Source organism: Frateuria sp. GZRe12 (genome assembly GCF_051900535.1).
GTDB lineage: Bacteria > Pseudomonadota > Gammaproteobacteria > Xanthomonadales > Rhodanobacteraceae > Frateuria_A.
In genome coordinates this window covers 37,763-63,149 of sequence record NZ_JBHZGI010000003.1, presented here as the reverse complement: position 1 = coordinate 63,149, position 25,387 = coordinate 37,763, and the positions used below count along the sequence as shown (strand labels likewise).

Annotated in this window: 29 protein-coding genes; 17 read left to right on the top strand and 12 right to left on the bottom strand. The window is 67.4% G+C overall.

Translation table 11 applies throughout. The features are described from left to right. Positions 1–23: 23 nt before the first annotated feature. Genes ACFWZ4_RS08860 through pilG form a run of 3 tightly spaced genes read right to left on the bottom strand, consistent with a single transcriptional unit; the run spans position 24 to position 1,330 of the window. Positions 24–569 (bottom strand): chemotaxis protein CheW, encoded by a 546-nt coding sequence (locus ACFWZ4_RS08860; RefSeq protein WP_231324276.1) that lies wholly within the window; start codon positions 567–569, stop codon positions 24–26. After that, the gene (locus tag ACFWZ4_RS08855; protein ID WP_091337433.1) at positions 566–937 is read right to left on the bottom strand and encodes a response regulator; all 372 of its coding nucleotides are present in this window, start codon (positions 935–937) and stop codon (positions 566–568) included. The genes ACFWZ4_RS08860 and ACFWZ4_RS08855 overlap by 4 nt, the downstream gene beginning before the upstream one ends. Positions 938–973: 36 nt before the next feature. Continuing rightward, positions 974–1,330, bottom strand: coding sequence for a twitching motility response regulator PilG (gene pilG / locus ACFWZ4_RS08850; RefSeq protein ID WP_209620096.1), 357 nt, complete (start codon positions 1,328–1,330; stop codon positions 974–976). A 378-nt stretch (positions 1,331–1,708) separates the two neighbouring features. Between pilG and gshB the strand changes: the two genes are divergently transcribed. The 7 genes from gshB to ACFWZ4_RS08815 all read left to right on the top strand — a co-directional run bounded on the left by gshB (position 1,709) and on the right by ACFWZ4_RS08815 (position 8,172). Further along, positions 1,709–2,671: a glutathione synthase gene (gene gshB, locus ACFWZ4_RS08845; protein WP_439704329.1), complete on the top strand. Its 963-nt coding sequence runs from the start codon at positions 1,709–1,711 to the stop codon at positions 2,669–2,671. Further along, positions 2,668–3,531 carry a TonB family protein gene (locus ACFWZ4_RS08840; RefSeq protein ID WP_439704328.1) on the top strand — a complete coding sequence of 288 codons (864 nt, stop codon included), beginning with the start codon at positions 2,668–2,670 and terminating at the stop codon, positions 3,529–3,531. Before gshB ends, ACFWZ4_RS08840 begins: the two co-directional genes overlap by 4 nt. 93 nt (positions 3,532–3,624) lie before the next feature. Beyond that, entirely contained in the window at positions 3,625–4,197 is a 573-nt protein-coding gene (locus ACFWZ4_RS08835; protein WP_439704327.1) for a YqgE/AlgH family protein, read from the top strand. A gap of 37 nt (positions 4,198–4,234) precedes the next feature. Then, complete coding sequence (gene ruvX, locus ACFWZ4_RS08830; protein ID WP_439704326.1) at positions 4,235–4,666, top strand: Holliday junction resolvase RuvX; 432 nt, start codon at positions 4,235–4,237, stop codon at positions 4,664–4,666. A 54-nt stretch (positions 4,667–4,720) separates the two neighbouring features. Next, positions 4,721–5,647 (top strand): aspartate carbamoyltransferase catalytic subunit, encoded by a 927-nt coding sequence (locus ACFWZ4_RS08825; protein ID WP_439704325.1) that lies wholly within the window; start codon positions 4,721–4,723, stop codon positions 5,645–5,647. Positions 5,648–5,742: 95 nt separating this feature from the next. Continuing rightward, entirely contained in the window at positions 5,743–7,518 is a 1,776-nt protein-coding gene (locus tag ACFWZ4_RS08820) for a hypothetical protein (protein WP_439704324.1), read from the top strand. Between the two features lie 270 nt (positions 7,519–7,788). After that, positions 7,789–8,172, top strand: a complete 384-nt coding sequence (locus ACFWZ4_RS08815; protein WP_439704323.1) for a BON domain-containing protein — start codon at positions 7,789–7,791, stop codon at positions 8,170–8,172. 132 nt (positions 8,173–8,304) lie between these two features. Here ACFWZ4_RS08815 and ACFWZ4_RS08810 read toward each other — a convergent pair whose 3' ends face one another. Both ACFWZ4_RS08810 and ACFWZ4_RS08805 read right to left on the bottom strand, forming a co-directional pair. Next, positions 8,305–9,471: a PilT/PilU family type 4a pilus ATPase gene (locus tag ACFWZ4_RS08810; RefSeq protein ID WP_439704322.1), complete on the bottom strand. Its 1,167-nt coding sequence runs from the start codon at positions 9,469–9,471 to the stop codon at positions 8,305–8,307. A gap of 60 nt (positions 9,472–9,531) precedes the next feature. After that, positions 9,532–10,569, bottom strand: coding sequence for a type IV pilus twitching motility protein PilT (locus tag ACFWZ4_RS08805; protein ID WP_231324242.1), 1,038 nt, complete (start codon positions 10,567–10,569; stop codon positions 9,532–9,534). Between the two features lie 362 nt (positions 10,570–10,931). On the opposite strand from ACFWZ4_RS08805, the gene proC reads away from it, so the two are divergent. Together proC and ACFWZ4_RS08795 are read left to right on the top strand one after the other, a co-directional pair. Next, the gene (proC, locus tag ACFWZ4_RS08800) at positions 10,932–11,765 is read left to right on the top strand and encodes a pyrroline-5-carboxylate reductase (protein WP_439704321.1); all 834 of its coding nucleotides are present in this window, start codon (positions 10,932–10,934) and stop codon (positions 11,763–11,765) included. Then, positions 11,762–12,337: a YggT family protein gene (locus ACFWZ4_RS08795; RefSeq protein ID WP_439704320.1), complete on the top strand. Its 576-nt coding sequence runs from the start codon at positions 11,762–11,764 to the stop codon at positions 12,335–12,337. Before proC ends, ACFWZ4_RS08795 begins: the two co-directional genes overlap by 4 nt. A 118-nt stretch (positions 12,338–12,455) precedes the next feature. Here the strand turns inward: ACFWZ4_RS08795 and ACFWZ4_RS08790 are convergent, their stop codons facing one another. Genes ACFWZ4_RS08790 through pdxH form a run of 3 tightly spaced genes read right to left on the bottom strand, consistent with a single transcriptional unit; the run spans position 12,456 to position 14,280 of the window. After that, positions 12,456–13,256 (bottom strand): cobalamin-binding protein, encoded by an 801-nt coding sequence (locus ACFWZ4_RS08790; RefSeq protein ID WP_439704319.1) that lies wholly within the window; start codon positions 13,254–13,256, stop codon positions 12,456–12,458. Continuing rightward, the gene (locus ACFWZ4_RS08785) at positions 13,256–13,696 is read right to left on the bottom strand and encodes a secondary thiamine-phosphate synthase enzyme YjbQ (RefSeq protein ID WP_439704318.1); all 441 of its coding nucleotides are present in this window, start codon (positions 13,694–13,696) and stop codon (positions 13,256–13,258) included. The genes ACFWZ4_RS08790 and ACFWZ4_RS08785 overlap by 1 nt, the downstream gene beginning before the upstream one ends. Continuing rightward, positions 13,693–14,280, bottom strand: coding sequence for a pyridoxamine 5'-phosphate oxidase (gene pdxH, locus ACFWZ4_RS08780; RefSeq protein WP_439704317.1), 588 nt, complete (start codon positions 14,278–14,280; stop codon positions 13,693–13,695). Before pdxH ends, ACFWZ4_RS08785 begins: the two co-directional genes overlap by 4 nt. Before the next feature lie 39 nt (positions 14,281–14,319). Between pdxH and ACFWZ4_RS08775 the strand changes: the two genes are divergently transcribed. Continuing rightward, complete coding sequence (locus ACFWZ4_RS08775; RefSeq protein ID WP_439704316.1) at positions 14,320–15,150, top strand: kinase; 831 nt, start codon at positions 14,320–14,322, stop codon at positions 15,148–15,150. Between the two features lie 68 nt (positions 15,151–15,218). Here the strand turns inward: ACFWZ4_RS08775 and ACFWZ4_RS08770 are convergent, their stop codons facing one another. After that, positions 15,219–16,070 (bottom strand): SDR family oxidoreductase, encoded by an 852-nt coding sequence (locus ACFWZ4_RS08770; protein WP_439704315.1) that lies wholly within the window; start codon positions 16,068–16,070, stop codon positions 15,219–15,221. 6 nt (positions 16,071–16,076) lie between these two features. Between ACFWZ4_RS08770 and ACFWZ4_RS08765 the strand changes: the two genes are divergently transcribed. From ACFWZ4_RS08765 to ACFWZ4_RS08735, 7 genes are all read left to right on the top strand, one after another. Then, a complete protein-coding gene (locus tag ACFWZ4_RS08765; protein ID WP_439704314.1) occupies positions 16,077–16,616 on the top strand; it encodes a shikimate kinase in 540 nt (179 codons plus the stop codon). Beyond that, the gene (gene aroB, locus ACFWZ4_RS08760; RefSeq protein ID WP_439704313.1) at positions 16,613–17,737 is read left to right on the top strand and encodes a 3-dehydroquinate synthase; all 1,125 of its coding nucleotides are present in this window, start codon (positions 16,613–16,615) and stop codon (positions 17,735–17,737) included. Before ACFWZ4_RS08765 ends, aroB begins: the two co-directional genes overlap by 4 nt. A gap of 151 nt (positions 17,738–17,888) precedes the next feature. Next, positions 17,889–18,149, top strand: a complete 261-nt coding sequence (locus tag ACFWZ4_RS08755) for a WGR domain-containing protein (protein ID WP_091340633.1) — start codon at positions 17,889–17,891, stop codon at positions 18,147–18,149. Between the two features lies 1 nt (position 18,150). Then, positions 18,151–19,221, top strand: coding sequence for a uroporphyrinogen decarboxylase (gene hemE, locus ACFWZ4_RS08750; protein WP_439704312.1), 1,071 nt, complete (start codon positions 18,151–18,153; stop codon positions 19,219–19,221). 1 nt (position 19,222) lies between these two features. Continuing rightward, positions 19,223–19,573, top strand: a complete 351-nt coding sequence (locus ACFWZ4_RS08745; protein WP_439704311.1) for a DUF3147 family protein — start codon at positions 19,223–19,225, stop codon at positions 19,571–19,573. A 221-nt stretch (positions 19,574–19,794) separates the two neighbouring features. After that, positions 19,795–20,445: a DUF4328 domain-containing protein gene (locus tag ACFWZ4_RS08740; protein ID WP_439704310.1), complete on the top strand. Its 651-nt coding sequence runs from the start codon at positions 19,795–19,797 to the stop codon at positions 20,443–20,445. A gap of 176 nt (positions 20,446–20,621) precedes the next feature. After that, the gene (locus ACFWZ4_RS08735) at positions 20,622–23,450 is read left to right on the top strand and encodes a valine--tRNA ligase (RefSeq protein ID WP_439704309.1); all 2,829 of its coding nucleotides are present in this window, start codon (positions 20,622–20,624) and stop codon (positions 23,448–23,450) included. 70 nt (positions 23,451–23,520) lie between these two features. Here ACFWZ4_RS08735 and rimI read toward each other — a convergent pair whose 3' ends face one another. From rimI to pssA, 3 genes are read right to left on the bottom strand one after another with little or no spacing between them, the layout of a single operon-like run. After that, positions 23,521–23,997 (bottom strand): ribosomal protein S18-alanine N-acetyltransferase, encoded by a 477-nt coding sequence (rimI, locus tag ACFWZ4_RS08730; RefSeq protein ID WP_439704308.1) that lies wholly within the window; start codon positions 23,995–23,997, stop codon positions 23,521–23,523. Next, positions 23,997–24,485: a hypothetical protein gene (locus ACFWZ4_RS08725; RefSeq protein ID WP_439704307.1), complete on the bottom strand. Its 489-nt coding sequence runs from the start codon at positions 24,483–24,485 to the stop codon at positions 23,997–23,999. The genes rimI and ACFWZ4_RS08725 overlap by 1 nt, the downstream gene beginning before the upstream one ends. Further along, positions 24,482–25,264 (bottom strand): CDP-diacylglycerol--serine O-phosphatidyltransferase, encoded by a 783-nt coding sequence (gene pssA / locus ACFWZ4_RS08720; protein WP_231324213.1) that lies wholly within the window; start codon positions 25,262–25,264, stop codon positions 24,482–24,484. Before pssA ends, ACFWZ4_RS08725 begins: the two co-directional genes overlap by 4 nt. Positions 25,265–25,387: the final 123 nt, after the last annotated feature.

The window sequence follows — 25,387 nt, the reverse complement described above, 5'->3', positions numbered from 1 at the left end:
ACCGGCCCTACATATCGCCCCGCTCAGGCCGCGGCCTGGCGGAAATCCGGCGCGCGCACGAGCCGGTTCATGCTGAACACACCCAACCGCTGTTCGCCCACCGCCACGCGCTCGCCGACGAAGCGGGTCAGGCGCGGATCATCCTCGGAGACGGACTCGCGGCGCTGCTCCTCGTCCACCGTGCGCTGGCCGAACACCTCGTCGACCATCAGCGCGACGCTGCCGCCACCCTGGCGAACGATCAAGAGACGCGTGCGCTCGGTCGGCTGGGTACGCTCGCCGAACAGGAAGCGGTTGAAATCGATGACCGGCACGAGGTTGCCGCGCACGTTCGCCACACCCATCAGCCAGGGCTGGGTCAGCGGCACGGGGGTCAACACGGGCACGGCCAGCAGTTCGTTGATCTCGTCGATGGCGCTGACGAACAACCGCGAACCGACGCGATAACCGATGCCACGCCACAGGCCGGGCGCTTCCATCCGGTCCTGCACGTCCTGGGCGTGCGCCAGCGACAGGCGCTCGTAGCGAGCCAGAATCTCGAACGGCGTGAGGTTCGCGCTCTCGTTCATGCCGCGCTCGGCAACAGGTCGTTGATGCAGGTCAGCAGCTCTTTCTCGTTGACCGGCTTGGTGATGAACGCGCGCGCGCCCTGACGCAAGCCCCAGACGCGATCGGTTTCCATCGACTTGGTGGTGATCATCACGATCGGCACGTTCGAGGTGACCGGGTCGCGCGTGAGCGTGCGGGTGGCCTGGAAGCCGTTCATGCCGGGCATGATGACGTCCATGATGACCAGGTCCGGCAGCTCGGCGCGGACGCGCTCGATGCCTTCCTCGGCGGTGCTGACGGCGGCGACCGCGTAGCCGGCCTTCTCGAGCAGCGTGGTGAACACGCGCACGTCGGTCGGTGAGTCGTCGATGATGAGAATCTTTGCCACAGGTCTCCCCTATAAGACGCTGCAGTCAGTGGCTTTTCAGACCGTGCTGACGTGACGATGGATGGCGCCAAGCAGTTCGTCGCGGGTGAACGGCTTGGTCAGGTATTGCTCGGCGCCGACGATGCGGCCGCGGGCCTTGTCGAACAGGCCATCCTTCGAGCTCAGCATGATCACAGGCGTGGCGCGGAACTGCGGATTGTTCTTGATCAGCGCGCAGGTCTGGTAGCCGTCCAGCCGCGGCATCATGATGTCGACGAAGATGATGGCCGGCTTCTGGTCGGAGATTTTCGCCAATGCCTCGAAGCCATCGACGGCCGTGAGCACCTCGCAACCTTCCTTCTTGAGCAAGGTTTCGGCCGTTCGCCGGATGGTCTTGGAGTCATCGATCACCATGACCTTCAGACCGGACAAGCCGTTATCGCTCGTATTCAAGTTCACTCAAACCCCCTGCTGCCCGCCCGAGGCTCAGGTAAGGCACACGGGCCGGGCGGATGCCGACCAGTGTGCAGAAAAACCGCAACTTGTTCTGTGGTTGCGTTCCGATTGCCGGCAACGCATTCATTGCGTTGCTGTTTACCGCCTGTCACAAGCGGCGTCAAGCAAAAATCAAGGCGTGGAGCCGGCTGATGGGTTGTATCGGCAAACGCGTCAGTTCTTGAGCGAGCGCGTCAGAACTTGCCGCTTTACGCCCCCTCGGCCACCATCCGGACCTGCCGCGCACGCCACATGCCCTTCCCCGGCTGCGCACCTTCCCGCCATGGAGCATGTTTCATGCCGCTTTCGGTCGCCGTGCTGATGGATCCCATCCGCGCCATCAAGATCGCCAAGGACTCCACATTCGCCATGCTGCTGGAGGCACAACGCCGCGGGCACGCACTGCTTTACATGGAACAGGGTGACCTGGCGCTGCGCGACGGCGTCGCCTACGCGCGCCTGGCCCCGCTTTCCGTACGCGACGACCCGGCGGGCTGGTACGAGCTTGGCCAGGCGCAATGGCGCGAACTGCGCGGGATCGACCTGGTCCTGATGCGCAAGGACCCCCCGGTCGACGCGCAGTTCATATACGACACGATGGTGCTCGAAGCGGCCCAGCGCGACGGCGTCCAGGTCGTCAACGACCCGCGCGCCCTGCGCGACTGCAACGAAAAGGTGTTTGCCCTGCACTTTCCCCAGTGCATGGCGCCAACGCTGGTGGCACGCGAACCGGCGGAATTGCGCCGGTTCGTCGCCGAACATGGAGAGGTCGTGCTCAAGCCGCTGGATGGCATGGGCGGGCGCGGCATCTTCCGTGTCAAGGCGGGCGATCCCAACCTCAACTCGATGCTCGAGACGCTTGTCGGAGGGGATTCCCACGGCGAGGGCCGTCAGTTCGCGGTCGCGCAGAAATTCATTCCGCAGATCAGCGCCGGCGACAAGCGCATCCTGCTGGTCGACGGCGAGCCGGTACCCTACGCGCTGGCGCGCATCCCGCAGGGCGACGAGTTCCGCGGAAACCTTGCCGTCGGCGGACGGGGCGTGGGCGTGCCGCTCAGCGAGCGCGACCGCTGGGTAGCCGCGCAGGTCGGTCCGGAACTGCGTCGCCGCGGCCTGCGTTTCGTCGGGCTGGACGTGATCGGTGACTACCTCACCGAGATCAACGTCACATCCCCGACGTGTGTGCGAGAACTGGACGCGCAGTTCGGGCTTAATATCGCCGGACTGCTGTTCGACGCGATCGAGAACGCCCCCGCGTGAGTGCCACCGTACGCCGCCCCGATACCCCTGATCCGATCGGGGCGACCTTCCTGTTTTCCCTGCTGTTGCACGGCGTGCTTGTGCTCGGGCTGACGTTTCATTTCGCCAAGCCCAGGCCGAGCCTGCCGACGCTGGACGTAACCCTGGTCGACGTCGCCAACCGCGAGGCGCCGGACAAAGCCGACTTCCTTGCCCAGGCCAACAACCGCGGCGGCGGAAACAGTGACGAGGTCGGCCGTCCCACCGACCGGCTGTCGGGCCTGCTGCCGGTACCGAACAACGGTGCCGCCCCTCTGCCACAGCAAGAGCAGCACCTCCAGGCCCAGGACGCCACCCCGGACCGCCTGGTCACGACGATCGGAAACAGCAGGCACAAAGTGGCGAGCGACACGGCCAACAAGGCGCGGCCTGACACCGAGCAGCCGTCCGACCTCGAACGGCTTCGGCAGGAGGCGGCCCGGCTGACCGCCGAACGGGACCGCAAGGTCAAGCGCTACGCCAAGCGGCCGGTGAAGAAATTCCTCTCTGCCAACACCGCCGAAGGCATGTACGCGGCTTATCTCCACGGCTGGTTCAAACGCGTCGAGCGCGTCGGCAACCTGAATTATCCCGACGAGGCCAGGCGTCAGCACATCCATGGCGACCTGGAGGTCAGCGTGGGCCTGAACCGCGATGGCAGCATCGCCGAAATCCAGATCATCCGGAGCTCCGGCTTTCCCGTACTGGACGAGGCGGCCAAGCGCATCGTGCATCTGTCGGCGCCGTTCCCGCCGTGGCCGCAGGACAAGCAGGGCACCACCATTCTCTACATCGACCGGGTGTGGGAGTTCGGCGCGGACGACACGCTGCGCCATCGTTGAGCCGCGGTAGACGGAGTCAAGGTTTCACCCAACGCAGGCGCTTCACATCGCGCGCGTTACAACGAATGCCCTCCCCCGCATTACAATGGCCGCATGAGCGCCGTCCCCAACCCGCAGACCCTCGCCGGACATTTCCTGATCGCCATGCCGAGCCTGGCCGAGCCGCCGTTTTCGCGCAGCGTGGCTTTCCTGTGCCAGCACGACGAGGACGGTGCAGTGGGCCTGCTGGTCAACCGGCTTTCCGAATACCGGCTCGGCGACGTGCTGGCGCAGCTCAAGCTCGACTGCAGCGACCTGGAACTGGCCGACCAGCCGGTGTTGATCGGCGGTCCGGTGCAACAGGAGCGCGGGTTCGTGCTGCATCGTGAGCACGGCCACTGGGAATCGAGCTACCGCATCAACGCCGAATGGTCGGTGACCACATCGCGCGACATCCTGGTTGCGATGGCGGCCGGCGAAGGACCGCAAGACGCACTGATGGCGCTGGGGTACGCCGGCTGGAGCGCCGGCCAGCTCGAGCAGGAACTGAAAGACAACAGCTGGCTCACCGCGGAAGCGAACGAGCGGGTGATGTTCCACACCCCACTGGAAGAACGCTGGAGCGCGGCCGCCGGCCTGGTCGGCGTCGATCCGCTGCAACTTCCCGGCTACGCAGGCCACGCGTGACCCCCTGGCGGGCGCCCGGCGACACGGTCAAGCACGCATGAGCTGCGTGCTGGGTTTCGACGTTGGCAGCAAGCTGATCGGCGTAGCCATCGGCAACACCATCACCGCAAGCGCTCGTGCCCTGGCTGTCATACCCGTTCGCGACAACGGCCCGGACTGGGCGCAACTGGACACCCTGCACAAACAATGGCAGCCGGACACGCTGGTCGTCGGCCTGCCGCTGGCGCTGGACGGAACCGTGCAGCCGGCCACCCGGCTTGCCCGCCGTTTTGCCGAACACCTGCGCGAGCGCTACCAGGCGCCAGTCGCCCTGGTGGACGAACAGCACAGCTCGCAGGAGGCCGCTCAGCGATTCGCGCAAGCGCGTGCCGCCGGCACGAAGCGCCGCAGCGACGCGGCCACTATCGACGCTGAAGCCGCCGCGGTGATCCTCGAACGCTGGCTTGCCGTCGCATCCGCCTCCCACTAGCTTGAGCCAGGCCATCGCATGTTCATCCCCTCCCGCGCCTTCGAACCGCCCGCCATGAGCCCTCGCCTGCGCCACCTGACCACGCTGGAAAACCTGCCCCGCGCCTGCATCGAGCGCCTGCTCGATCGCGCGCTGTCGATGCGCGACGCCTGTGCCCACGGCACCCGCAAGCTGGACCTGCTCAGCGGCCGAACCGTGCTCAACCTGTTTTTCGAACCGTCCACGCGCACGCGTACCTCGTTCGAACTGGCCGCTCGCCGGCTGGGCGCGGACGTGATCAATTTCGACATCGGCTTCTCCTCCACCAGCAAGGGCGAGGAGCTGTTCGACACCCTGCACACACTCGAGGCAATGCACCTGGACGCCATCGTGGTACGCCACAAGGCCTCCGGGACACCGGAGGAACTGGTACGCCACGCGATGAGCGGCGTATCGGTGATCAACGCCGGCGATGGCAACCGCGCGCATCCCACCCAGGGCCTGCTCGACGTGATGACCATCCGCGAGCACCGCCCGGATTTCGAGAACCTGGCGGTGGTGATCTGCGGCGACATCAAGCACTCGCGCGTGGCGCGCTCGGACGTGCATGCGCTCACCGCGATGGGCGTGCGCGAGATTCGCCTGTGCGGGCCCGGGCCGCTGATGCCGTCGCAGGAGGAATTCCCCCGCTGCGTGTTCGTCGAGGATTTCGACGAGGCGATCGCCGGCGCCGATGTGGCGATCATGCTGCGCCTGCAGAAGGAGCGCATGAGCGCCACCGAACTTCCCGACGAGGCGGCCTACTTCGCCCGCTACGGCCTGGATACCCGCCGCCTTGCGTTGGCGGCCAAGGGCTGCCTGGTGATGCACCCGGGCCCGATCAACCGCGGCGTGGAAATCGCCTCGGAGGTTGCCGACGGCGCCCAGTCGAAGATCCTCGAACAGGTCGGCAACGGCGTGTTCGTCCGCATGGCGGTGCTGGGCGAGCTGCTCGCCCGCTGATCGCGGGCTTAAATCCCCAACCGCAGGCACAGGCGGTTCGTCTTCAGGGCGCGGCATAATGGCTGCGCCTTTTTTCTTTTTCAGGGAACCGAATCATGCGATCGACGAAGCGCACTCTCGCGCTGGCTTTGGCTGGCCTGTTGCTGGCGGCATGTGGACACAAGGACAAGGACGCCCCGCTGGCCTTCGCCCCCGCGGACACGCCCTACGTGGTGGCCAACCTGGACGTGCTGGACGACGACACCCGCGCCGCGCTGTTCGCCCAGGCCGATGCGCAGATGCCGGCGGAAGTGGCCCAGTTGCGCGCCACCGCTGACGAGATGGCCGCCAAGGACGCCGATACCGCCAACCTGCTGCGCGCCTTCGCCAAGGAGCTGGACGGCAAGACAGTCGAATCGTTCTCGCAGGGCGCCGGACTGGACCTCAAGGGTTATTCCGCGCTCTATGGCGTGGGCCTGGCGCCGGTGCTGCGCTTCCAGCTCAGCGACACTGACGCGTTCGAAGCTTTCGTCGGTCGCCTGGAGTCCGCCTACGGCAAGAAGTTCGACGTCGCCAGCGTCGACAAGCAGAGCTACCGCCGCCACGTCTCGGTCGCCACCGGCACCCAGCTCATCCTGGCCGTGGTCGGCAAGCAGGCGGTCGCAGCGATCCTGCCTGCCGACGCTGCCCAGCCGCTGCTGCGCCAGGCGCTGGGCCTGGATCGCCCGGCCAGGAACCTGCAGGATGACGGCCGCCTCGCAAAGCTGGCCAAGGCCAAGGGCTACGAGCAGTGGGCGGTAGGCCAGCTCGACCTGACCCGCGCCTTGCCACTCGCCGCCAGCGGCAAGGATCCGTTGTTCAACGCCCTGCTCAAGGCCCGCGCACAGGCCGAATCGGCCAAGACGGGCGAGCCGGTCGCCAACCAGTTGCAGATCCCCCCCAGCTGCCAGGCCGATGCCACGCGCATCGCCAGCCGGGTGCCGCAGCTGAGCTTCGGTTACACCCAGCTCGAAGCCAAGCACCAGGACATGCGCTGGGACGTCTCGCTGGCCAGCGACATCACCCAGGCCTTCAGCGGCCTGAAGGTCGAGTTGCCGGGGCTCGGCACAGCGCAGGCGACCTCGCCGTTCGAGTTCTTCCTGGCCCTGCCGGTCGCGCAGATGCGCGCGTTCTGGGGCGCCCAGGCCGACGCAGTGGCAGCCAAACCCTTCACCTGCCCCGCACTGACCGACCTCAACGACACCTTCGCCAAGCTGGGCCAGAACATGCAGAAGGCGGCCATCCCGCCGTTCGGCGATCTGCTCGGACTGGGCCTTTCACTGGACAGCTTCACGCCCGGCCAGGCCAATGCCATGCCGCAATTCACCGGCCGACTGGTGCTTGGCACCAGCAACCCGGCCGGCCTGCTGGCGATGGGCCAGATGATGACCCCCGCACTGGCACAGCTGAAGCTCACCGCCGACGGGAAGCCGGTGGCGTTGCCGCCGAATCTCGCCAACATGTTCGGCCAGCCCGCCTGGCTGGCGATGGGTGGCAAGAGCCTCGGGCTCGGCATGGGCGCGGGCGAGGATGGCAAGCTTGCCGACGCGCTCAAGGCGCCGATCGGCGACGCCGGCCAGATGCTGCGCATGCACCTCAACGGCCAGATGTACCTGGACTGGGTCAACCTGATGCAGCAGAAGGCCGACAGCCTGACCTCCGCGGCGGCGGCGCTGAGCAAGGATGAGTCGGCCGGTACTGAAGACCCGGCCGACAAGGCAGCCGCCGAGGCGCGCACCAAGGCGCAGTTCGCCGCCATGCGCGCCCAGGCGGCGCGCATCGAATCGATGGACGCCGAAGCCCACGTCGACGGCAATGGCCTGGTGATCAGCAGTCAGACAACGCTCAAGTAAGCGAGCGCCAAGGGCTTGCAGACGGGGCGCCTCCAAGGCGCCCCGTTTTTTTGAGTGTCGCCTCCATGCGTGCACATGACGCGTGCGCGCAACAGCCCGCTCACCCTCCTTTCGCGTCTTGCGAACCTTCCTTTCAGCCAGCCGTTCACAACGGTAATTGCCACTGAACGGCGAACCGGCGGCCCCACACCTCGTTCACGGGGGCCCTGTTGCGATGACTCCACGGTGCAAACGCATCGTGTTGCGAACAGTCATCCCAAGGAGAGTGCCATGCGTACCCATTCCGCGTTCCATCGAGCCTTCATCGCCGCCGGCCTGACCGCTGCGTTGGCCGCCGTGCCGTTCGCGCAGGCCCTCGCACAGGACGCCGACGCGCAGTCCAGCGGCAGCATGCAATCGAGCAACCAGACCGTCCCGGGCAAGGTGGACGACGCCTGGATCACCACCAAGGTGAAGTCCGAATTCGCCACCACCTCCGAGATTCCCGCCAGCAAGATCTCGGTGGACACCCGAGACGGCATGGTGCGGCTGACCGGTACGGTAGCCAGCAACATGGACAAGAACCGCGCCATCCAGGTCGCGCACAACGTCAAGGGCGTCAAGAGTGTCGACGCCACCGGTCTGACCGTCACCGCACGTGCGGATTCGCCGTAAGTCCGCTCACCGCCCGGCGCGACCGGGCAACAAAAAAGGAGCCCTAGGGCTCCTTTTTTTGTTGCCGATATACGGCCGCCCTTCTGAGGCGGCGCTTCGATTTCGACGTTGCGTGCCTGTGCTCAGCGCGAATCAACGCCGCAGCATGCCACCGCCGAACTGGTTGTTGTCGCGTGTTTCTTCCAGTTCCACGCCCTCCAGGCCCTGCGACAGCGTATGAGCATCGCCGCCCTGGGCCAGCTTGATGCGCAGACGCACCTCGTTGGAGCTGTCGGCGTGGCGCAGCGCGTCCTCGTAGCTGATCTCGCCGGCGTGGTAGAGCTCGACCAGGCTCTGGTCGAACGTGCGCATGCCCAGGTTGACCGAGTCCTTCATCACTTCCTTGATCTTGTGGATCTCGCCCTGGCGGATGTAGTCCTGCACCAGAGGCGTGCCCAGCAGCACCTCGACCGCGACGCGGCGCGCCTTGCCGTCGGGCGTGGGGATCAGCTGCTGCGCCACGATGCCCTTGAGGTTCAGCGACAGGTCCATGAACAGCTGCTGGCGCCGGTCTTCGGGGAAGAAATGCAGGATGCGGTCGATCGCCTGGTTGGCGTTGTTCGCATGCAGCGTGCACAGGCACAGGTGGCCGGTCTCGGAGAAGTTGATCGCGTACTCCATCGTCTCGCGGGTACGCACCTCGCCGATCAGGATCACGTCGGGCGCCTGGCGCAGGGTGTTCTTCAGCGCGTTGTCCCAGCTGTCGGTGTCGATGCCGAGCTCGCGCTGGGTGATGATGCAGCCCTCGTGCTTGTGCACGTACTCGATCGGGTCTTCGATCGTGATGATGTGGCCGGTCGAATTCTGGTTGCGGTAACCCACCATCGCGGCCAGCGAGGTCGACTTACCCGAGCCGGTGGCGCCGACGAAGATGATGATGCCGCGCTTGGTCATCGACAGCGTCTTGAGCACCGGCGGGAGCGTCAGCTCCTCGAAGGTCGGGATCTTTGATTCGATCCGGCGCAGCACCATGCCCACGCAATTGCGCTGGTAGAAACACGACACGCGGAAGCGGCCCACGCCCTGCGCGGAGATCGCGAACTGGCACTCGTGGGTCTTCTCGAACTCCTCGCGCTGCGCCGGCGTCATGATGTTGAGCACCATGTCGCGCGCCTGCTGCACGGACAGCGGGCTCTGCGTGATCGGCACGACGCGCCCCTGCAGCTTCATCGACGGCGCCACGCCGGCGGTGACGAACAGGTCCGACGCCTTCTTGTGCACCATCAGCTTGAGGAAGGAGGTGAAGTCGAAATCGCTCATGGTGGTCTCCTCCGGGAGACGGATCCGGGGTGAAACAGCAGGAGGGCGCGATGCCATTCCTTACTTGAAAATGTCCTTGTTCTTGGCATAGCCGATGGCTTCCTGCCGCGCAACCAGGCCGCGCTTGACCAGGTCCTGCAGGATCTGGTCGAGCGTCTGCATGCCGTACTGCTGGCCAGTCTGGATCGCCGAGTACATCTGCGCGACCTTGTCCTCGCGGATCAGGTTGCGGATCGCGGGGACCGCGACCATGATTTCGTGCGCCGCGATACGCCCACCGCCGACCTTCTTGAGCAGCGTCTGGGAAATCACCGCGCGCAGCGATTCGGAAAGCATCGAGCGCACCATCGGCTTCTCGCCGGCGGGGAACACGTCGATGATGCGGTCGATGGTCTTGGCCGCCGAGCTGGTGTGCAAGGTGCCGAACACGAGGTGGCCGGTTTCCGCGGCGGTCAGCGCCAGGCGGATGGTTTCCAGGTCGCGCAACTCGCCGACCAGGATGTAGTCGGGATCTTCGCGCAGCGCCGAGCGAAGCGCTTCGTTGAAGCCGTGCGTGTCGCGGTGGACCTCGCGCTGGTTGACCAGGCACTTCTGCGAGGTGTGCACGAACTCGATCGGATCCTCGACCGTGAGCATGTGCCCGTATTCGTTCTTGTTGATGTGGTCGACCATCGCCGCCAGCGTGGTCGACTTGCCCGAACCGGTCGGACCGGTCACCAGGATCAGCCCCTGTGGCTGCTCGATCAGCTCGCGGAAGATGCGCGGTGCGCCGAGGTCCTCCAGCGTCAGCACTTCGGAAGGAATCGTACGGAACACCGCGCCGGCGCCGCGGTTCTGGTTGAACGCGTTGACGCGGAAGCGCGCCAGGCCGGGGATCTCGAACGAAAAATCGGTCTCGTAGAACTCCTCGTAGTCGCGCCGCTGCTTGTCCGACATGATGTCGTAGATCAGCGAATGGACCTGCTTGTGCTCCAGCGGTGGGATGTTGATGCGACGCACGTCGCCGTCCACGCGGATCATCGGCGGCAGGCCGGCCGAAAGATGCAGGTCCGAGGCCTTGTTCTTGACCGAGAAGGCCAACAGTTCGGCGATGTCCATCGGGCGTTTCCCCTTAAAACGTTCGTCTGGATGAATAGCGGTAATGCGCAGGGGACCGCCCGGTCGCGCGCTCGCGCACGCGCTCCGTCGCCTTCGAGCCGGCCATCCGACAACCCCCTCGCAACGAGCCGATACTACTCGCGCGAATGGCTTTGCGACCAGTGGGTTGGCGCCTTCGGATGCGGAAACTGCGATGGCTTCCCGCCGGTTCCCTCGTCCCTTGCAGGAACGCCCTTCTTTGCGCTCGACCGGACATCGCGGTCGCGCACAGGTGCGCTCCCGCAAGGCTTGGGTCGGCCTTGTCACCCGCCCGCCGGCCGCTTCGGGTTAAGGTATCGGGCCCCACAACCCAAGGGACCGGCATGACACGACTTGCCTTCATCGGCGGCGGCAACATGGCCCGCAGCCTGATCGGCGGCCTGCTCAAGACGGGCGCCGCGGCTTCGTCCATCCGCGTGGCCGAACCGCTGGCGCAGGCGCGCGAAGCACTCGCCCGCGAATTCGGCGTGGCGACCTTTGCCGAGAACCGGCTGGCCTCCGAGGACGCCGAGATCCTGCTGCTGGCGGTCAAGCCGCAGATCATGCCGGCGCTCCAGACCGAGCTGCGCGATGTGCTGCAACGCCAGCGCCCGCTGGTGATCTCGATCGCCGCCGGCGTGCGGCTCGACCAGCTCGAGCGCTGGTTCGGCGCACATCTGCCGATCGTGCGCTGCATGCCCAATACGCCCGCCCTGATCGGCGCAGGCGCCACCGGGTTGTGCGCCAATGCCCGGGTCAGCCCGCCGCAGAAGGCCCAGGCGCAGCACATCCTGGATGCGGTGGGCCTGACCCGCTGGATCGACGACGAGGCGCTGATGGATACCGTCACCGGATTGTCCGGTTCAGGTCCGGCCTACTTCTTCGCGCTGGTCGAGGCACTGGAGGATGCCGCGACGGCACAGGGCCTCCCGCGCGAGACAGCCCGCGCGCTGGCCGCGCAGACCTGCCTGGGCGCCGGCCGCATGCTGGTCGAGAGCGGCGAGGCCCCGGGCGAGCTGCGCCGGCGGGTCACCTCGCCCAACGGCACCACCCAGGCCGCGCTGGAAAGTTTCGCCGCCGACGGCCTGCCGCGCATCGCCGCCCGGGCCGTGGCCGCCGCCACCCGCCGCGGGGCCGAACTGGCCGCCGAACTGGACGCCAAGGAGTCACGCCCGTGATCTACCTGCTGAACGCGTTTTCGCTGTTGCTGGAGATCGCCTTCGATGTCGTGGCCACGCTGTTCGTGCTGCGCCTGCTGGCCGAGGCGGGGCGCGCCGACTTCCGCAACCCGATCAGCCAGTTCGTCTATCGCTACACCAATCCGGTACTGGCACCGGTCCGGCGCATGCTGCCCAACTGGCGCCGGCTGAATCTGGCCGCGCTGCTGGTGTGCTACCTGGTGATGCTGGTCAAGCGCGTGGTGCTGTTCGCGCTGGTCGGCACACTGCCGCACGTGGCCGGCCTGCTGGTGCTGGCGCTGGCCGACCTGCTCGACTTCGTGCTGCTGTTCTATCTGGTGCTGGTGTTCGGCTGGTCGCTGCTGAGCATGTTCGCCGTGGACACCTACCATCCCGTGCTGCGGCTGGTGGAGGGCATCGTCGATCCGCTGCTGAAGCCGCTGCGCGGCAAGCTGGTGGTGGGCATGCTCGACTTCTCGCCGGCCGTGGTGATGATCGTCCTGCTGCTCGCGCGCATCCTCGTCGCGGCGCCGCTGTTCGACTGGGGCAACCAGCTGGCGCGCGGGTTCTAGCCTGCTTCACTTCCAGAGCGCACCTGTGCGCGACCTTGGCGCTGCCGGTCGCGCACAGGCACGCTCCTGCAGGCATCAGGGGTGGCAAGCGCCCTGGCGGTCCCGCCCGTGGGCGCTCCTACAGGCGTCGGTTAGCCCAGCCCGCAATGATGCGATGCAGTTCGTTCAGCCCATCGAACAGCGCTGCCGGCCCCGGCTGCAGAATGATCGGCGACTTGACTTCATGCAGCTCGCCGTCGCGTACCGCCGGAATGGCGTCCCACCCGGGCCGTGCCGCTACCTTTTCCGGCCGGAAGCGCTTGCCGCACCACGAACCCAGGATGATGTCCGGCGCCCGGCGCACGATTTCCCCGCCATCGGCCAGGATGCGTTGCTTGGCCAGTGGTTCGCGCGCTAGCTCGGGAAATGCGTCTTCGCCGCCGGCGATACCGATCAGCTCGGCCACCCAGCGGATGCCGGTGATGATCGGCTCGTCCCATTCCTCGAAATACACCCTCGGCCGGCGTGGCAGCTGCGCGGCCGCCGCACGCACCTCGGCAATGTGCGCCTCCGCGCGCTGCGCATAGGCTTCGGCGTTCTCGTACGCACCCACCATCGCCCCCAGCCGGCGGATGTAGGCCAGGATGCCTTCCACGCTGCGGTGGTTGCTGATCCAGACCTCCACGCCGGCCTTGACCAGATCGCGCGCGATGTCCGCCTGGATGTCGGAGAAGCCGATCGCCAGGTCCGGCTCCAGTTTCAGGATCTCGCCGATCTTCGCGCTGGTGAACGCGGAAACCTTGGGTTTCTCCTTGCGTGCCCGCGGCGGCCGCACGGTGAACCCGGAGATGCCGACGATGCGGTGCTCCTCGCCCAGCGCGTAGAGCACTTCGGTCGGTTCCTCGGTGAGACAGACGATGCGCTGCGGAAAACCGTCCATCAGTGCCCCAGCACGGTCACCGAGACCCTGCGCTGGTGCGGTTCGCGGCGGTGTTCCCACAGGTAGATGCCCTGCCACGTCCCCAGCTGCGGCTTGCCGCCGTGGACCGGCACGGTGAGGCTCACGCCGGTGAGGATCGCTCGGACATGGGCCGGCATGTCGTCCGGCCCTTCGGCGTCGTGTTCGAACAGGGGATCGCCATCGCGCACGGCGCGCGCGAACCAGCGTTCCAGGTCCGAGCGCACGGTCGGATCGGCGTTCTCGCAGATCAGCAGCGAGCAGCTGGTGTGCAGGGTAAAGACGTTGGCGATGCCGGTCTGCACGTGGCTGGCGGCGATCGCCTCGGCCACCTTGCTGGTGATGTCGCAGAAGCCACGCTCGCGCGTGTGCACGACGAAACCGTTCTGGGCGACGTGCGGCGCGGGCTGGGCATGGCTCACGGGTAGAGCAGCCGGCTGGTCCATGTCTGCCCGTGACGGCTCCAGCGCACGCGCTCGTGCAGCCGGAACTGCGCGCCGTACCAGAACTCGACCATGTCCGGCTCCACCACGAAGCCACCCCAGTGCGGCGGGCGAGGCACGTCGCGGCCGTCGTACTCCTTCTCGCAACGCGCCATGCGCTGCTCGAAGGTGTCGCGATCGGGCAGCGTCTGCGACTGCAGCGAAGCCCACGCGCCGATCTGGCTGCCGCGCGCGCGACTGGCGAAATAGGCGTCGGACTCCTCCGCCAGCAGCTTGCGCGCCGCACCCTCCACGCGAACCTGCACGCCCTGGCGCAGGTGCTTCCAGTGGAAGCACAGCGCGACCTGCGGATGCGCGTCCAACTGGACGCCCTTGTCGCTTTCGTAGTTCGTGAAGAAGCGGAAGCCCCGCTCGTCGGCGCCCTTCAGCAGCACGACGCGCGAGCTGACCCGGCCCGCCGCATCGGCGGTCGCCAGGTTCATCGCAGTGGGTTCGGGGTCGCCGCCGGTAGTGGCCTCGTCCAGCAGGCCGCGGAAGGTGTCCAGGATCTCGCGTTTGAGCATGACTCTTGCATCGTGGCGGCGCCGCGCCATCATGCGCGGATGACCAACGATGCTAGCACGCAGAACGTCGCCCTCGCCGGCCACCTGCTCGATCACTACGCCGGGCGCATCGCGCGTTCACGCCGCCCCTACATCCTCGGGCTGTCCGGCCTGCAGGGCAGCGGCAAAAGCACGCTCGCGCGGGTGATGAAGGCCGGCGCCGAAGCGCGGGGCTGGGCCACTGAAGTGCTCACGCTGGACGACTTCTATTATCCGCGCAGCGAGCGCGAGGCCTTGGCGCGCGAGGTGCACCCGTTGCTGCGCACCCGCGGCGTGCCCGGGACGCACGAGATCGAACTGCTGCTCTCGGTGCTCGCGGCGCTGCCGCAGGCATCGGAGAAACTGCCGGTCACCTGGCCGCGCTTCGACAAGGGCCGCGACACCCGCGTGCCGCCCTCGCGCTGGCCCAAGGTGACGCGGCCTCCGAAGCTGGTGATCCTGGAAGGCTGGGCACTGGGTCTGCGCCCGCAGTTGCAGGCGGTGCTGGAAACGCCGGTCAACGCGCTTGAGCGCGACGACGACCCGGATTGCCGCTGGCGCCACTGGGTCAACAAGCAGTTGCGCGCCTACCAGCCGCTGTGGCGCAAGCTCGACGCGCTGATCGTGCTGCAGGCGCCCAGTTGGGACGTGGTGCGCCGCTGGCGTGGCGAGCAGGAGGAAGCCCTGCTCGCCCGCAAGGCGCCACTGGCGATGGATGCCGAGGCGATGGTCCGCTTCCTGGCGCACTTCGAGCGCCTCAGCCGCCACGCGCTGGCCACCCTGCCAGCGCTGGCCGACACCGTGGTCGAGTATGACGAGGACCGGCACGTCACCGGCCTGGCACACGCCTGAGCGCTCCGTTCGTCTGCACGAGCCCGCTTGTGGCGAGGCTCCCCTTCAGTCACTTTCGAAGCAGGTTCCTATCGTTCCTCGCGCAGCACGGCGGCGTAGCCCTCCCGCGCATCCGGCCACCGCGGTGCCCAGCCGCTGGCCCTCAACCGTGCATTGCTGAGCCGCTTGCTGCCCACGCCCGCCGGCCCAGCGCCCTGTGGCGGCGGGGGTGCACCGACGAGCGTCGCTAGATGGTCGTACAACACGTGCAGAGGCAGCGGCGTGTCATCCACGCCAAGGTAAAGCGGGCGTGGATCGGGCAATTGCAGCAGGTGCACGATGGCCGTGGCGGCGTCGTCGACGTGGATCCGGTTCGCCCAATGCGGTGCGTCACGAGGCACGGCCGCCTGGCCGGCGCGCAGGCGCTCGATCAGCTGCAGGCGCCCTGGCCCGTAAAGCCCGGCCAGTCGCAGCACCGTGGCTGGCAATGGCTGCGTCGCCAGCCAGCGCTCGGCTTCAAGCAGCACGGCGCCGTTGAAGCCGTGCGGAGCAGTTGGCGTGTCCTCGTCGACCCAGTGGCCTTCCCGCTCGCCGTAGACGGCACTGGAGGAAACGAACACGACGCGCGCCAGTCGCCTGCCATCCAGGCGATCCAGCAATCCACGCAAACCATGGAGGAACACCGCTTCGTACGCCGCCCGCTCGCGCGCGCCCGGCGCGGGCAGGTAAACCAGCCGCGTGATTCCGGCGGGTAGCTGCCCGAGAGTGGCGGGCGCGGTCAGGTCGCCGGCGAGCCAGCGGATACCGTCGTCGCGGTCTGCCGGAGGATGCCGTCGCAAGGCATAAATCTCGTGCCCCAGCGCACGCAGCAGCCGCGCCACGCGCTGCCCCACGTCGCCGCAGCCGGCCAGCAAGACGCGTTCGCCCGTGGTTGCTAGCATGCGCGCATGAACCCCTCGTGCAATCTGTTCCTGATCGGCCCGACCGGTGCCGGCAAGACGTCGATCGGTCGACGTCTCGCCGCGCATTATGGCCTGCCGTTCCTCGATCTCGACCAGGAAATCGAGCGCCATTGCGGCGTGGACGTGCGTTGCGTGTTCGAGATCGAGGGCGAGGCGGGCTTCCGCCAGCGCGAGAGCACGCTGCTCGATGCGCTCAGCGCACGCGCCGGCGTGTTGTTGGCTACCGGCGCCGGCGCCGTGCTGGATCCGGTCAATCGCCGGCGCCTGGTCGAACGCGGTTTCGTGCTGTGGCTCGACACCACGGTCGAACAACAGCTCGAACGGCTGGCGCGCGACACCAAGCGCCCGCTGCTGGCGGGCGAGGATCGCCGCGGCAAGCTCGAGGCGATGGCGCAGTCCCGCGGCCCCCTCTACCGCGAGATCGCCGACCTGCGCCTGCCCGGCGAACACGAAGGCGTGACGGCGGCGAGCGAGCGTTGCCTCGCCCTGCTCGAACAGCACTGGCAACGGCAGCAGGCCGCATGAACGGAACAGACGTCCAGACGATCGACGTGGCGCTCGGCGCGCGACGCTACCCGGTGTGGATCGGCCGCGGCCTGTTGGACGACCGTGCCCGCTGGCGCGCGCGCCTGCGCGGGCGCCATGGCCTGGTGATCAGCAACACGACCGTGGCGCCGCTCTATCTCGATCGGGTCGCGCAGGGACTCGATGGCCTGCATTGGTCCAGCTTCCTGCTCGACGACGGCGAGGCCCACAAGAATTTCGCCAACGTGGGCCGCGCACTGGAGGCGCTCGCCACGCTGGGCGCCACCCGCGACGCCTGCGTGATCGCACTGGGCGGCGGCGTGGTCGGCGACCTGGCAGGCTTCGCCGCGGCTTGCTGGATGCGCGGCATCGACTTCATCCAGATGCCGACCACCCTTCTGGCGATGGTCGATTCCTCGGTCGGCGGCAAGACCGGCGTGAACCTGCCGGCCGGCAAGAACCTGGTCGGCGCCTTTCACCAGCCGCGTGCGGTGATCGCCGACATCGACACTCTTGCAACCCTGCCCGACCGTGAATACCGCGCGGGGCTGGCCGAAGTGGTGAAGGGCGCCGCGATCGGTGACGCGGTGTTCTTCGGCTGGCTCGAAGCCCATGCCGAGGCGCTCGCACGACGCGACACTGCCACGCTCGTCGAGGCGATCGCACGCAAGGTGCGCTACAAGGCCGGCGTGGTCGCACGCGACGAAACCGAACAGGGCGAGCGGGCCCTGCTCAACCTTGGCCATACCTTTGGCCACGCACTGGAAACGGCCGGCCATTACACCGCCCTGCTGCACGGGGAAGCGGTCGCCATCGGCATGGTGCTGGCCGCACGCCTGTCCGAGCGGCTGGGCATGAGCGATGCCGCCGATACCGCGCGCCTGCAGCGCCTGCTCGAGCGCCTCGGCTTGCCCGTCGCCTTGCCGCCCGACATGGTGCCGGAACGGCTGCTCGAACTGATGCGGCTGGACAAGAAGAACACCGCCGGCACGCTGCGGCTCATCCTCTGGCGCGGCATCGGCAAAGCCGAGATCGTGGCAGGTACCGACGAAAGCGCCGTGTTGGGAACGCTGGCTGAGGCGATCTTCGGGGAGCCATTCCTCCGGTCGTCGATGCCGTAGGACGGGTTTCCATCCACCGCACTTCTCCGCAATCGACGATGGGTGGTTTGAAGCCCATCCAAAAGGTGCGCGGTTTCGCGCCTCGCCAGCATCGCGACGGCCCTCTAGAATGTGCGCCTTGCGGCGCCCTTGCCGCACCATCACGGACACCATGCGCCTCTACCTGCAAACCATGCCCGCTTCGGCCGAGGCGCCGCGCTACGTGCAGATCGTGCTCGAGCAGGATCTGCTCGGCGGCTGGACGCTGTACCGCGAAAGCGGCACGCAAGGCGGCAAGGCCACGCTCAAGCGCGAGCAGTTCCTCGAACGCGACGCGGCCATCGCGGCGTTCGAGAAGGCGCGCGACGCGCAGCTGAAGCGTGGCTTCCGAGTGATGTTCGCCCAGGGCCTGGATGGCCCGCACGGACGCTGACATGACTGCTCCGCTCAAGAACGACCGCTTCCTGCGCGCGCTGCGCCGCGAGCCCACCGACACCACGCCGATCTGGGTGATGCGCCAGGCCGGCCGCTACCTGCCCGAGTACCGCGCCACGCGTGAGCGCGCCGGCAGCTTCATGGGCCTGGCGCAGAACCCCGAGTTCGCCTGCGAGGTGACGCTGCAACCGCTGGAGCGCTTCGATCTCGATGCGGCGATCCTGTTCTCGGACATCCTCACCATCCCCGACGCGATGGGGTTGGGCCTGTCCTTCGCGCAGGGCGAGGGACCGCAATTCGCACGTCCCGTGCGCAGCGCCGCCGACATCGCGGGGCTGGCGGTGCCCGATATGGACGGCGAGCTGCGCTACGTGATGGATGCGGTGCACCTGATCCGCCGCGAACTCGACGGGCGGGTGCCGCTGATCGGGTTCTCCGGCAGTCCGTGGACGCTGGCCTGCTACATGGTCGAAGGCCACGGCTCCCGCGACTTCGCCACGCTCAAGGCGATGTGCTGGAACGAACCGAAGCTCGCCCACCAGCTGCTCGCCGTGCTGGCGCGCGCGGTCGCCAGCTACCTGGCGGCACAGGCTGCCGCCGGCGCGCAGGTGCTGATGGTGTTCGACACCTGGGGCGGCCTGCTCGGCCCCGCATCCTTCCGCGAGTTCTCGCTGCGCTACATGAGCGAGGTGGTCGCCGCCTTGAAGGCCGACCCGCACGCCCGCGACTTGCCGGTGATCCTGTTCTCCAAGGGCGCCGGCCCGCACCTGGGCGAGATGTCTGACACCGGCTGCGACGCGTTGGGCGTGGACTGGACCATTGATCTTGCCGACGCCCGCCGCGCCGTGGCCGGCAAGGTCGCCCTGCAGGGCAACCTCGACCCCGCCGTGCTCCGTTCCAATCCCGAAGTCATCCGCCGCGAGGCGCGCGCCGTGATGGACAGCTACGGCAACCATCCCGGCCACGTCTTCAATCTTGGCCACGGCATCACGCCGGAGGTGGAACCCGATCACGTCAAGGTGCTGGTCGACGAGGTGCACGCCTACGGCCGCCGGCTGCGCGAGGGCTGACATGGCCTGGCTGATCACCAAATACCTGGTTACCGCCGCCGTGGTGGTTCTGGTATCTGAGGCCGCCAAGCGCAGCGACCGGCTGGGCGGCCTGCTCGGCGCGCTGCCGATGGTGACGATCCTGGCGCTGATCTGGCTTTATATGGAACACCAGTCGTCGCAGAAGATCGCCAACCACGCCTGGTACACCTTCTGGTACGTGCTGCCGACGTTGCCGATGTTCCTGGTCTTCCCGGCCCTGCTGCCGCGATTGGGATTCTGGTTCACGCTGCTCGCCTGCGCCGCCATCACGGTGGCGTGCTTCGGCCTGTTCGCACTGGCGGTGCGCCGGTTCGGGATCGAGCTGCTTTAGCGGGAAGCGCCCACCTACCATACCCCCGCTTGCCCTGTCCATACCTCAGGCGCATAGTGGGGCCGCCGGCGACTGGCCGGTCGGCAAAAAGGCATGGGGGTGCCGTTATGTCGCGAGTCAATCCTTTCAGCACGCCGGGCTCGGTCGCGAGCGAATCTTCGGCGCCATCGGGGCAATACGTCTTTCGCTCTCCGAACTCGCTCGGCAATGGGGCCCGGGGCGTGATCGGGGCCTTCGTCCTGCTGACGCTGGCGGTCCTGGGCGTCATGGCCTACGGCCTGCAACTGCTCCAGCAGGGCATCGACAGCGGGATCACCGCAACACTGCAGGACAAGCTGGCGGGGGCCGGCTGGCTGCAACTGAACCTGTTCCGCCTGCAATTGGTGCTCATGCTTGCCTGCTACATCTGGGCCGGCTGCTGGGTGTACCGGATGGCCTGCAATGTCCGGGCGCTCGGGGCCAGGGGCCTGGATGACTCGCCCGGCTGGGCGGTGGGCTGGTACGCGGTCCCGGTCATGAACCTGGTGCGGCCGTTGCGCGCGATGACGCAGATCTGGCTGGGCTCCCAGGCACCGACGCGCTGGCAGAAACTCGGCACGCCGTCGTTGCTTCGCCTGTGGTGGGTCTTCTGGGTCGCCGGCAACCTGTCCTACTGGTTCGTGACGCAGTACCTGAAGCCCGAGCACACGTTCGATGGGCTTCATACCCAGCAGTTGCTGCTGATCGGTGGGCAGGGCCTTAACCTCTGCGCCGCGGCGCTGTTCCTGTTGGTCGTGACCCGCCTGACGCGCATGCAGGTGGAGCAGCACGAGCAACAGCAGGCCATGCCTCCGGTACACGCGGCGTCGCTGGCCGACGCCTTCGTGGCCTAGCTCCGGCCACCATCTGGCAACCGTGGGCCCTGGCTCGTCACGAGCCGGGGCCTTTCGGCTGTCCGCCGGAACCTTGCCGGCGGAGGCCTGCGCTTGGGACGATCACGCGCGCCCCGTACAATCACCCGCTTACCTTCATGACGCGCGCGCCGCACGGCGCGCATCGCGAGTTTCCGATGGACAAGAGTTTCGAACCCGGCCAGATCGAATCGAAGTGGTACGCCCAATGGGAAAAGCGTGGGGCGTTCAAGCCGACCGGCCAGGGCGAGCCCTACTGCATTCTGCTGCCGCCGCCGAACGTGACCGGCACGCTGCACATGGGACACGCGTTCCAGCAGACCGTGATGGACATGCTGATCCGCTACCAGCGCATGCGCGGCATGAACACGCTGTGGCAGGTCGGCACCGACCACGCGGGCATCGCCACGCAGAAGATCGTCGAGAACCAGCTCGCCGCCGAGGGCAGGTCGCGGCACGACCTGGGCCGTGAGCCGTTCGTCGAGCGCGTGTGGCAGTGGAAGGAGGAGTCCGGCTCGACCATCACCAATCAGATGCGCCGCCTGGGCGTGGCTGCCGACTGGTCGCGCGAGCGCTTCACCATGGACGAGGGTCTCTCGGCCGCGGTGCGCAAGGTGTTCGTGCAGTGGTATCGCGACGGCCTGATCTACCGCGGCAACCGCCTGGTGAACTGGGATCCGGCGCTGGGCACGGCGGTGTCCGACCTGGAGGTCAACAATGTCGAGCGCGACGGCCACATGTGGTCGATCCGCTACATGACCGCCGACGGCGCCGGCTCCGTGGTGGTCGCCACGACCCGCCCGGAAACCATGTTGGGCGACGTCGCGGTGGCAGTCCACCCCGAGGACGAGCGTTACGCGCACCTGATCGGCTCGATGCTGCACCTGCCGCTTTCCGGCCGGCAGATCCCGGTCATCGCCGACGACTACGTCGATCGCGATTTCGGCACCGGCTGCGTGAAGATCACCCCGGCGCACGACTTCAACGACTACGCCATCGGCCAGCGGCACAAGCTGGCGCCGATCAACATCTTCACGCTGGACGCCAAGGTCAACGACAACGCGCCGGAGAAATATCGCGGCCTGGACCGCTACGACGCGCGCAAGGTGGTGCTGGCCGACCTGGAAGCCGCAGGCCTGCTGGTCGAGAGCAAACCGCACAAGCTGCAGGTGCCGGTCAGCCAGCGCTCGGACGCGGTGATCGAGCCGATGCTGACCGACCAGTGGTTCGTCGATCTCACCTCAGACGTGCTGGCCGATGGCCGCCCGGGCGGTCGCACGGCGATCACCGAACCGGCGCTCGAAGCGGTCCGCTCGGGTGATATCCGCTTCGTGCCGGAGAACTGGACCACTACCTACACCCAGTGGCTGGACAACATCCAGGACTGGTGCATCAGCCGCCAGCTCTGGTGGGGCCACCGCATTCCGGCGTGGTATGACGAGGCGGGCAACATCTTCGTTGGCGAGGACGAAGCCGATGCCCGCCGTCATGCCCCCACCCCGCCGGTGGGCGAGCTTCGCCAGGACGAGGACGTGCTCGACACCTGGTTCTCCTCCGCACTGTGGCCCTTCTCCACGCTCGGCTGGCCGATGCAGGGGCCGGTAAAGAACGAGCGCGGCGAGATCGTCGCCAACTGGGAGCAGGACAAGCTGTTCCTGCCCAGCGCGGTGCTGGTCACCGGCTTCGACATCATTTTCTTCTGGGTCGCGCGCATGGTGATGGCGACCTTGTACTTCACCAAACAGGTGCCCTTCCGCGAGGTCTACATCAACGCCATCGTGCGTGACGCCGAAGGCCAGAAGATGTCCAAGTCCAAGGGCAACACGCTCGACCCGCTGGACCTGATCGACGGCATCGAGCTGGAACCGCTGGTGGAGAAATCCACGCGCTCGCTGCTGATCCCGCAGGTACGCGAGAAGGTCGAGAAGCGCATCCGCAAGGATTATCCGCAGGGCATCCCTTCGATCGGCACCGATGCGTTGCGTTTCACCTTCGCCGCGCTGGCCAGCTACAGCCGCACGATCAACTTCGACATCAAGCGCGCCGAGGGCTACAAGGCGTTCTGCAACAAGTTGTGGAACGCGGCGCGGTTCGTGTTGATGAATCTCCCCGAGGCTCCGATCGACGCGCCTACCGGCGCACCGGTGACCGAGGCGGAGCGCTGGATCCTCACGCGCCTCAAGCAGACCCTGACCGAGGTGGAGGAGCACTTCGCCACCTACCGCTTCGACCTTTTGGCGCAGGCGCTCTACGAATTCGTCTGGAACGAATATTGCGACTGGTTCCTGGAGCTATCCAAGCCGGCACTTGGCGGTGACGATGCGCGGGCTGCCACCTCCACGCGGCACACCCTGCTGGTGGTGCTGGAAACCGTGCTGCGCGCACTGCATCCGGTCATACCTTTCATCACCGAGGAGATCTGGCAGGCGGTGGCGCCGCGGCTGGGCATCGGGGCGTCGAGCATCATGGAACGACCCTGGCCGAAGGTGGCCGAACTGCCGGTCGACGAGGCCGCAAGCGCCGAGATCGAATGGTTCAAGGCGGTGCTCTCGGGCATCCGCCGCATCCGCTCGGAAATGAACATCGCGCCCGGCAAGACCATTCCGCTGCTGCTGGCCGATGGCGACCCGGCCGATCGCTCGCGCACGGCCAAGTTCGCCGCGCAGATCGCCTTCCTTGCACGCACCGAGGCGCCGCAGTGGATCGAGCCGGGTGCAGGCGAGCCGGCGTCGGCCGCGGCGGTCGTCGGCAGCTTGCGCGTGCTGATTCCGCTGGCCGGGTTGATCGACCTCACCGCGGAAAAGGCGCGCCTGGCCAAGGAGATCGCGCGCATCGAGGGCGAGATCAAAAAGTGCGAGGGCAAGCTGGGCAACGCCAACTTCGTGGCCAACGCACCGTCCGAAGTGGTGGCGCAGGAGCGCCAGCGGATCGTCGACTGGGGCACGCAACTGGAAGCGCTGCGGGAACAGGCACGCAAGCTGGGCTGAGCCAGCTCTGTAGAGCGCACCTGTGCGGATGATCTGGTCGCGCACAGGGTGCGCTCCCACGGACGTTGCCTCAGGGAGACGCGGATTCCCGATCCAGCGCCATCACGATTGCATCCTCGCGCCCGCCTTTGGCCGGGTAGTACCGCGGGCGCCGGCCGATCTCCTTGAAGCCGACCGAAGCGTAGAGCTCCTGCGCCACCGGATTGGAGGGGCGTACCTCCAGGAACACCCGTTCGGCGCCGCTCCAGCGAGCCACGTCGAGCAGCCGGCCGAGCAAGTGCCGACCCAGGCCGCGGCCGCGCCAGTCGGGGCCGATACACAGGTTGAGCACGTGCGCTTCGCCGGCGGCGACCGAGAGGATTCCGTAGCCGGCGACGTCGCCCTCGCAACACAGCACCCAGCATGGATGGCCGGCCTTCAGGCAATCACTGAAAATGCCGGAAGACCACGGGAAATCGTAGGACGCGCTTTCGAGCGCACTGACCGCGACCACGTCCTCGCGCCGCATCGCGCGGATCTCGATGCGCGGACGTGCCACCGCCACCATCACGCACCTCCCGCCAGCGCGCGCCGCAGTTGGCGCAGCGCGGTCCACAGCCTGCGCTTGCCAGCACCGTTGGCGAGCACCTCGTTCGGTTCGTCGGCCAGCACGATCTGCGCCTGGTTCATCACCGCCGCGGGCAGTTCCCGCCCCAGCGCGTGCGCCTGCGCCTGTCCGAACACGAGGTAGGCGCGCACCGGCGGCACGGTGGCGGTGGGCCGCCCGTCCCTGACCGTGATGCGTCCCGCGCGCGCAAGCCCGGGACCATAGGCGGCCAATGCCCGGCCGAGCAGGTCCAGCTCACGCGCGGCGCAACCATCCGGCAACAACACCACGCAAGAGGCTGGAGGCGCCATCGGCTCCGCGGCCGCGTCGCCTGGCTCGTCCGGCTGCGCTTGCGCAGTCGCGCGGCGCACCCAGGGCGTCACGCCGAGCACGCGCAAAACCCTCGTGCGGCGTGAGGCCGGTCCGCGGCTGGCGGGCGCCGGGCTCATGGCCTGGCGCGACGGGTCCGCCGGCGATGGGCAGCGCGGCCCCACAGCGTCACCACCGGGCCGGACAGCAGGTACAGCGTGAACACCACGAACAGCACCCGCGGCGGGTCGATCAGGAAGGGCACCAGGACCAGCACCGCAACCAGTACCCAAAGGAACGGCACGCGATCACGTTCGCCCATCGGCAGCGACTTGAAGCTGTAGTAGCGGAAGCGGGAGACCATCAGCAGGCCGACCACCACCGCCATGGCCAGGGTGAGGAAACACAGGCTCGGCCCGGGAACCTGGAACTTCTCCATGGTCCACACGAACGACATGCACACCGCCGCCGCCGCCGGACTGGCCAATCCCTGGAAATAGCGCTTGTCGATCACCCCGACCTGGGTATTGAAGCGCGCCAGGCGCAGCGCCCCGCAAGCGGCATAGAGGAACGCCGCGGCCCAGCCGATCTTGCCCCAGACCAGCCCGTAGTCGCGCAACGAGGACAGCGACCAGTTGTACATCACCAGCGACGGCGCCAGGCCGAAGCTGACCAGGTCCGACAGCGAGTCGTACTGCACGCCAAACTCGCTCTGCGTGCCTGTCAGCCGCGCCACGCGCCCGTCCATGCCGTCCAGGACCGCCGCCACGAATACGGCGATGGCGGCCTCGGTGAAGCGATGGCCAATGCTCGCCACCACGGCGTAGTAGCCGGCGAACATCGCCGCCGTGGTGAACAGGTTCGGCAGCAGGTAAATGCCCCGGTGGCGGGGCGTTCGGACTGGCGTGTTCTCGCTCATGCAACGATCCGTGACGGAATGCGCGAGAGTGTAAACCATCGCCCGTCAACGGCCCCGCCATGCTTGAGTCCGGCCGTTGGGAGTGTTAACTAGTGCCGGGGCCCCATGCCCCTCGGAGAATCC

Excerpts from the sequence above, each read along its gene's own strand:
- proC (WP_439704321.1), top strand. The coding sequence starts at position 10,932 with ATGACACGACTTGCCTTCATCGGCGGCGGCAACATGGCCCGCAGCCTG.
- ACFWZ4_RS08860 (WP_231324276.1), bottom strand. The coding sequence starts at position 569 with ATGAACGAGAGCGCGAACCTCACGCCGTTCGAGATTCTGGCTCGCTAC.
- ACFWZ4_RS08755 (WP_091340633.1), top strand. The coding sequence starts at position 17,889 with ATGCGCCTCTACCTGCAAACCATGCCCGCTTCGGCCGAGGCGCCGCGC.
- pssA (WP_231324213.1), bottom strand. The coding sequence starts at position 25,264 with ATGAGCGAGAACACGCCAGTCCGAACGCCCCGCCACCGGGGCATTTAC.
- ACFWZ4_RS08805 (WP_231324242.1), bottom strand. The coding sequence starts at position 10,569 with ATGGACATCGCCGAACTGTTGGCCTTCTCGGTCAAGAACAAGGCCTCG.
- hemE (WP_439704312.1), top strand. The coding sequence starts at position 18,151 with ATGACTGCTCCGCTCAAGAACGACCGCTTCCTGCGCGCGCTGCGCCGC.
- ACFWZ4_RS08815 (WP_439704323.1), top strand. The coding sequence starts at position 7,789 with ATGCGTACCCATTCCGCGTTCCATCGAGCCTTCATCGCCGCCGGCCTG.
- pdxH (WP_439704317.1), bottom strand. The coding sequence starts at position 14,280 with ATGCTCAAACGCGAGATCCTGGACACCTTCCGCGGCCTGCTGGACGAG.
- ACFWZ4_RS08765 (WP_439704314.1), top strand. The coding sequence starts at position 16,077 with ATGAACCCCTCGTGCAATCTGTTCCTGATCGGCCCGACCGGTGCCGGC.
- ACFWZ4_RS08770 (WP_439704315.1), bottom strand. The coding sequence starts at position 16,070 with ATGCTAGCAACCACGGGCGAACGCGTCTTGCTGGCCGGCTGCGGCGAC.
- rimI (WP_439704308.1), bottom strand. The coding sequence starts at position 23,997 with ATGGTGGCGGTGGCACGTCCGCGCATCGAGATCCGCGCGATGCGGCGC.
- ACFWZ4_RS08790 (WP_439704319.1), bottom strand. The coding sequence starts at position 13,256 with ATGGACGGTTTTCCGCAGCGCATCGTCTGTCTCACCGAGGAACCGACC.
- ACFWZ4_RS08820 (WP_439704324.1), top strand. The coding sequence starts at position 5,743 with ATGCGATCGACGAAGCGCACTCTCGCGCTGGCTTTGGCTGGCCTGTTG.
- aroB (WP_439704313.1), top strand. The coding sequence starts at position 16,613 with ATGAACGGAACAGACGTCCAGACGATCGACGTGGCGCTCGGCGCGCGA.
- ruvX (WP_439704326.1), top strand. The coding sequence starts at position 4,235 with ATGAGCTGCGTGCTGGGTTTCGACGTTGGCAGCAAGCTGATCGGCGTA.
- ACFWZ4_RS08735 (WP_439704309.1), top strand. The coding sequence starts at position 20,622 with ATGGACAAGAGTTTCGAACCCGGCCAGATCGAATCGAAGTGGTACGCC.
- ACFWZ4_RS08810 (WP_439704322.1), bottom strand. The coding sequence starts at position 9,471 with ATGAGCGATTTCGACTTCACCTCCTTCCTCAAGCTGATGGTGCACAAG.
- ACFWZ4_RS08725 (WP_439704307.1), bottom strand. The coding sequence starts at position 24,485 with ATGAGCCCGGCGCCCGCCAGCCGCGGACCGGCCTCACGCCGCACGAGG.
- ACFWZ4_RS08745 (WP_439704311.1), top strand. The coding sequence starts at position 19,223 with ATGGCCTGGCTGATCACCAAATACCTGGTTACCGCCGCCGTGGTGGTT.
- ACFWZ4_RS08825 (WP_439704325.1), top strand. The coding sequence starts at position 4,721 with ATGAGCCCTCGCCTGCGCCACCTGACCACGCTGGAAAACCTGCCCCGC.
- gshB (WP_439704329.1), top strand. The coding sequence starts at position 1,709 with ATGCCGCTTTCGGTCGCCGTGCTGATGGATCCCATCCGCGCCATCAAG.
- ACFWZ4_RS08775 (WP_439704316.1), top strand. The coding sequence starts at position 14,320 with ATGACCAACGATGCTAGCACGCAGAACGTCGCCCTCGCCGGCCACCTG.
- pilG (WP_209620096.1), bottom strand. The coding sequence starts at position 1,330 with ATGGTGATCGATGACTCCAAGACCATCCGGCGAACGGCCGAAACCTTG.
- ACFWZ4_RS08835 (WP_439704327.1), top strand. The coding sequence starts at position 3,625 with ATGAGCGCCGTCCCCAACCCGCAGACCCTCGCCGGACATTTCCTGATC.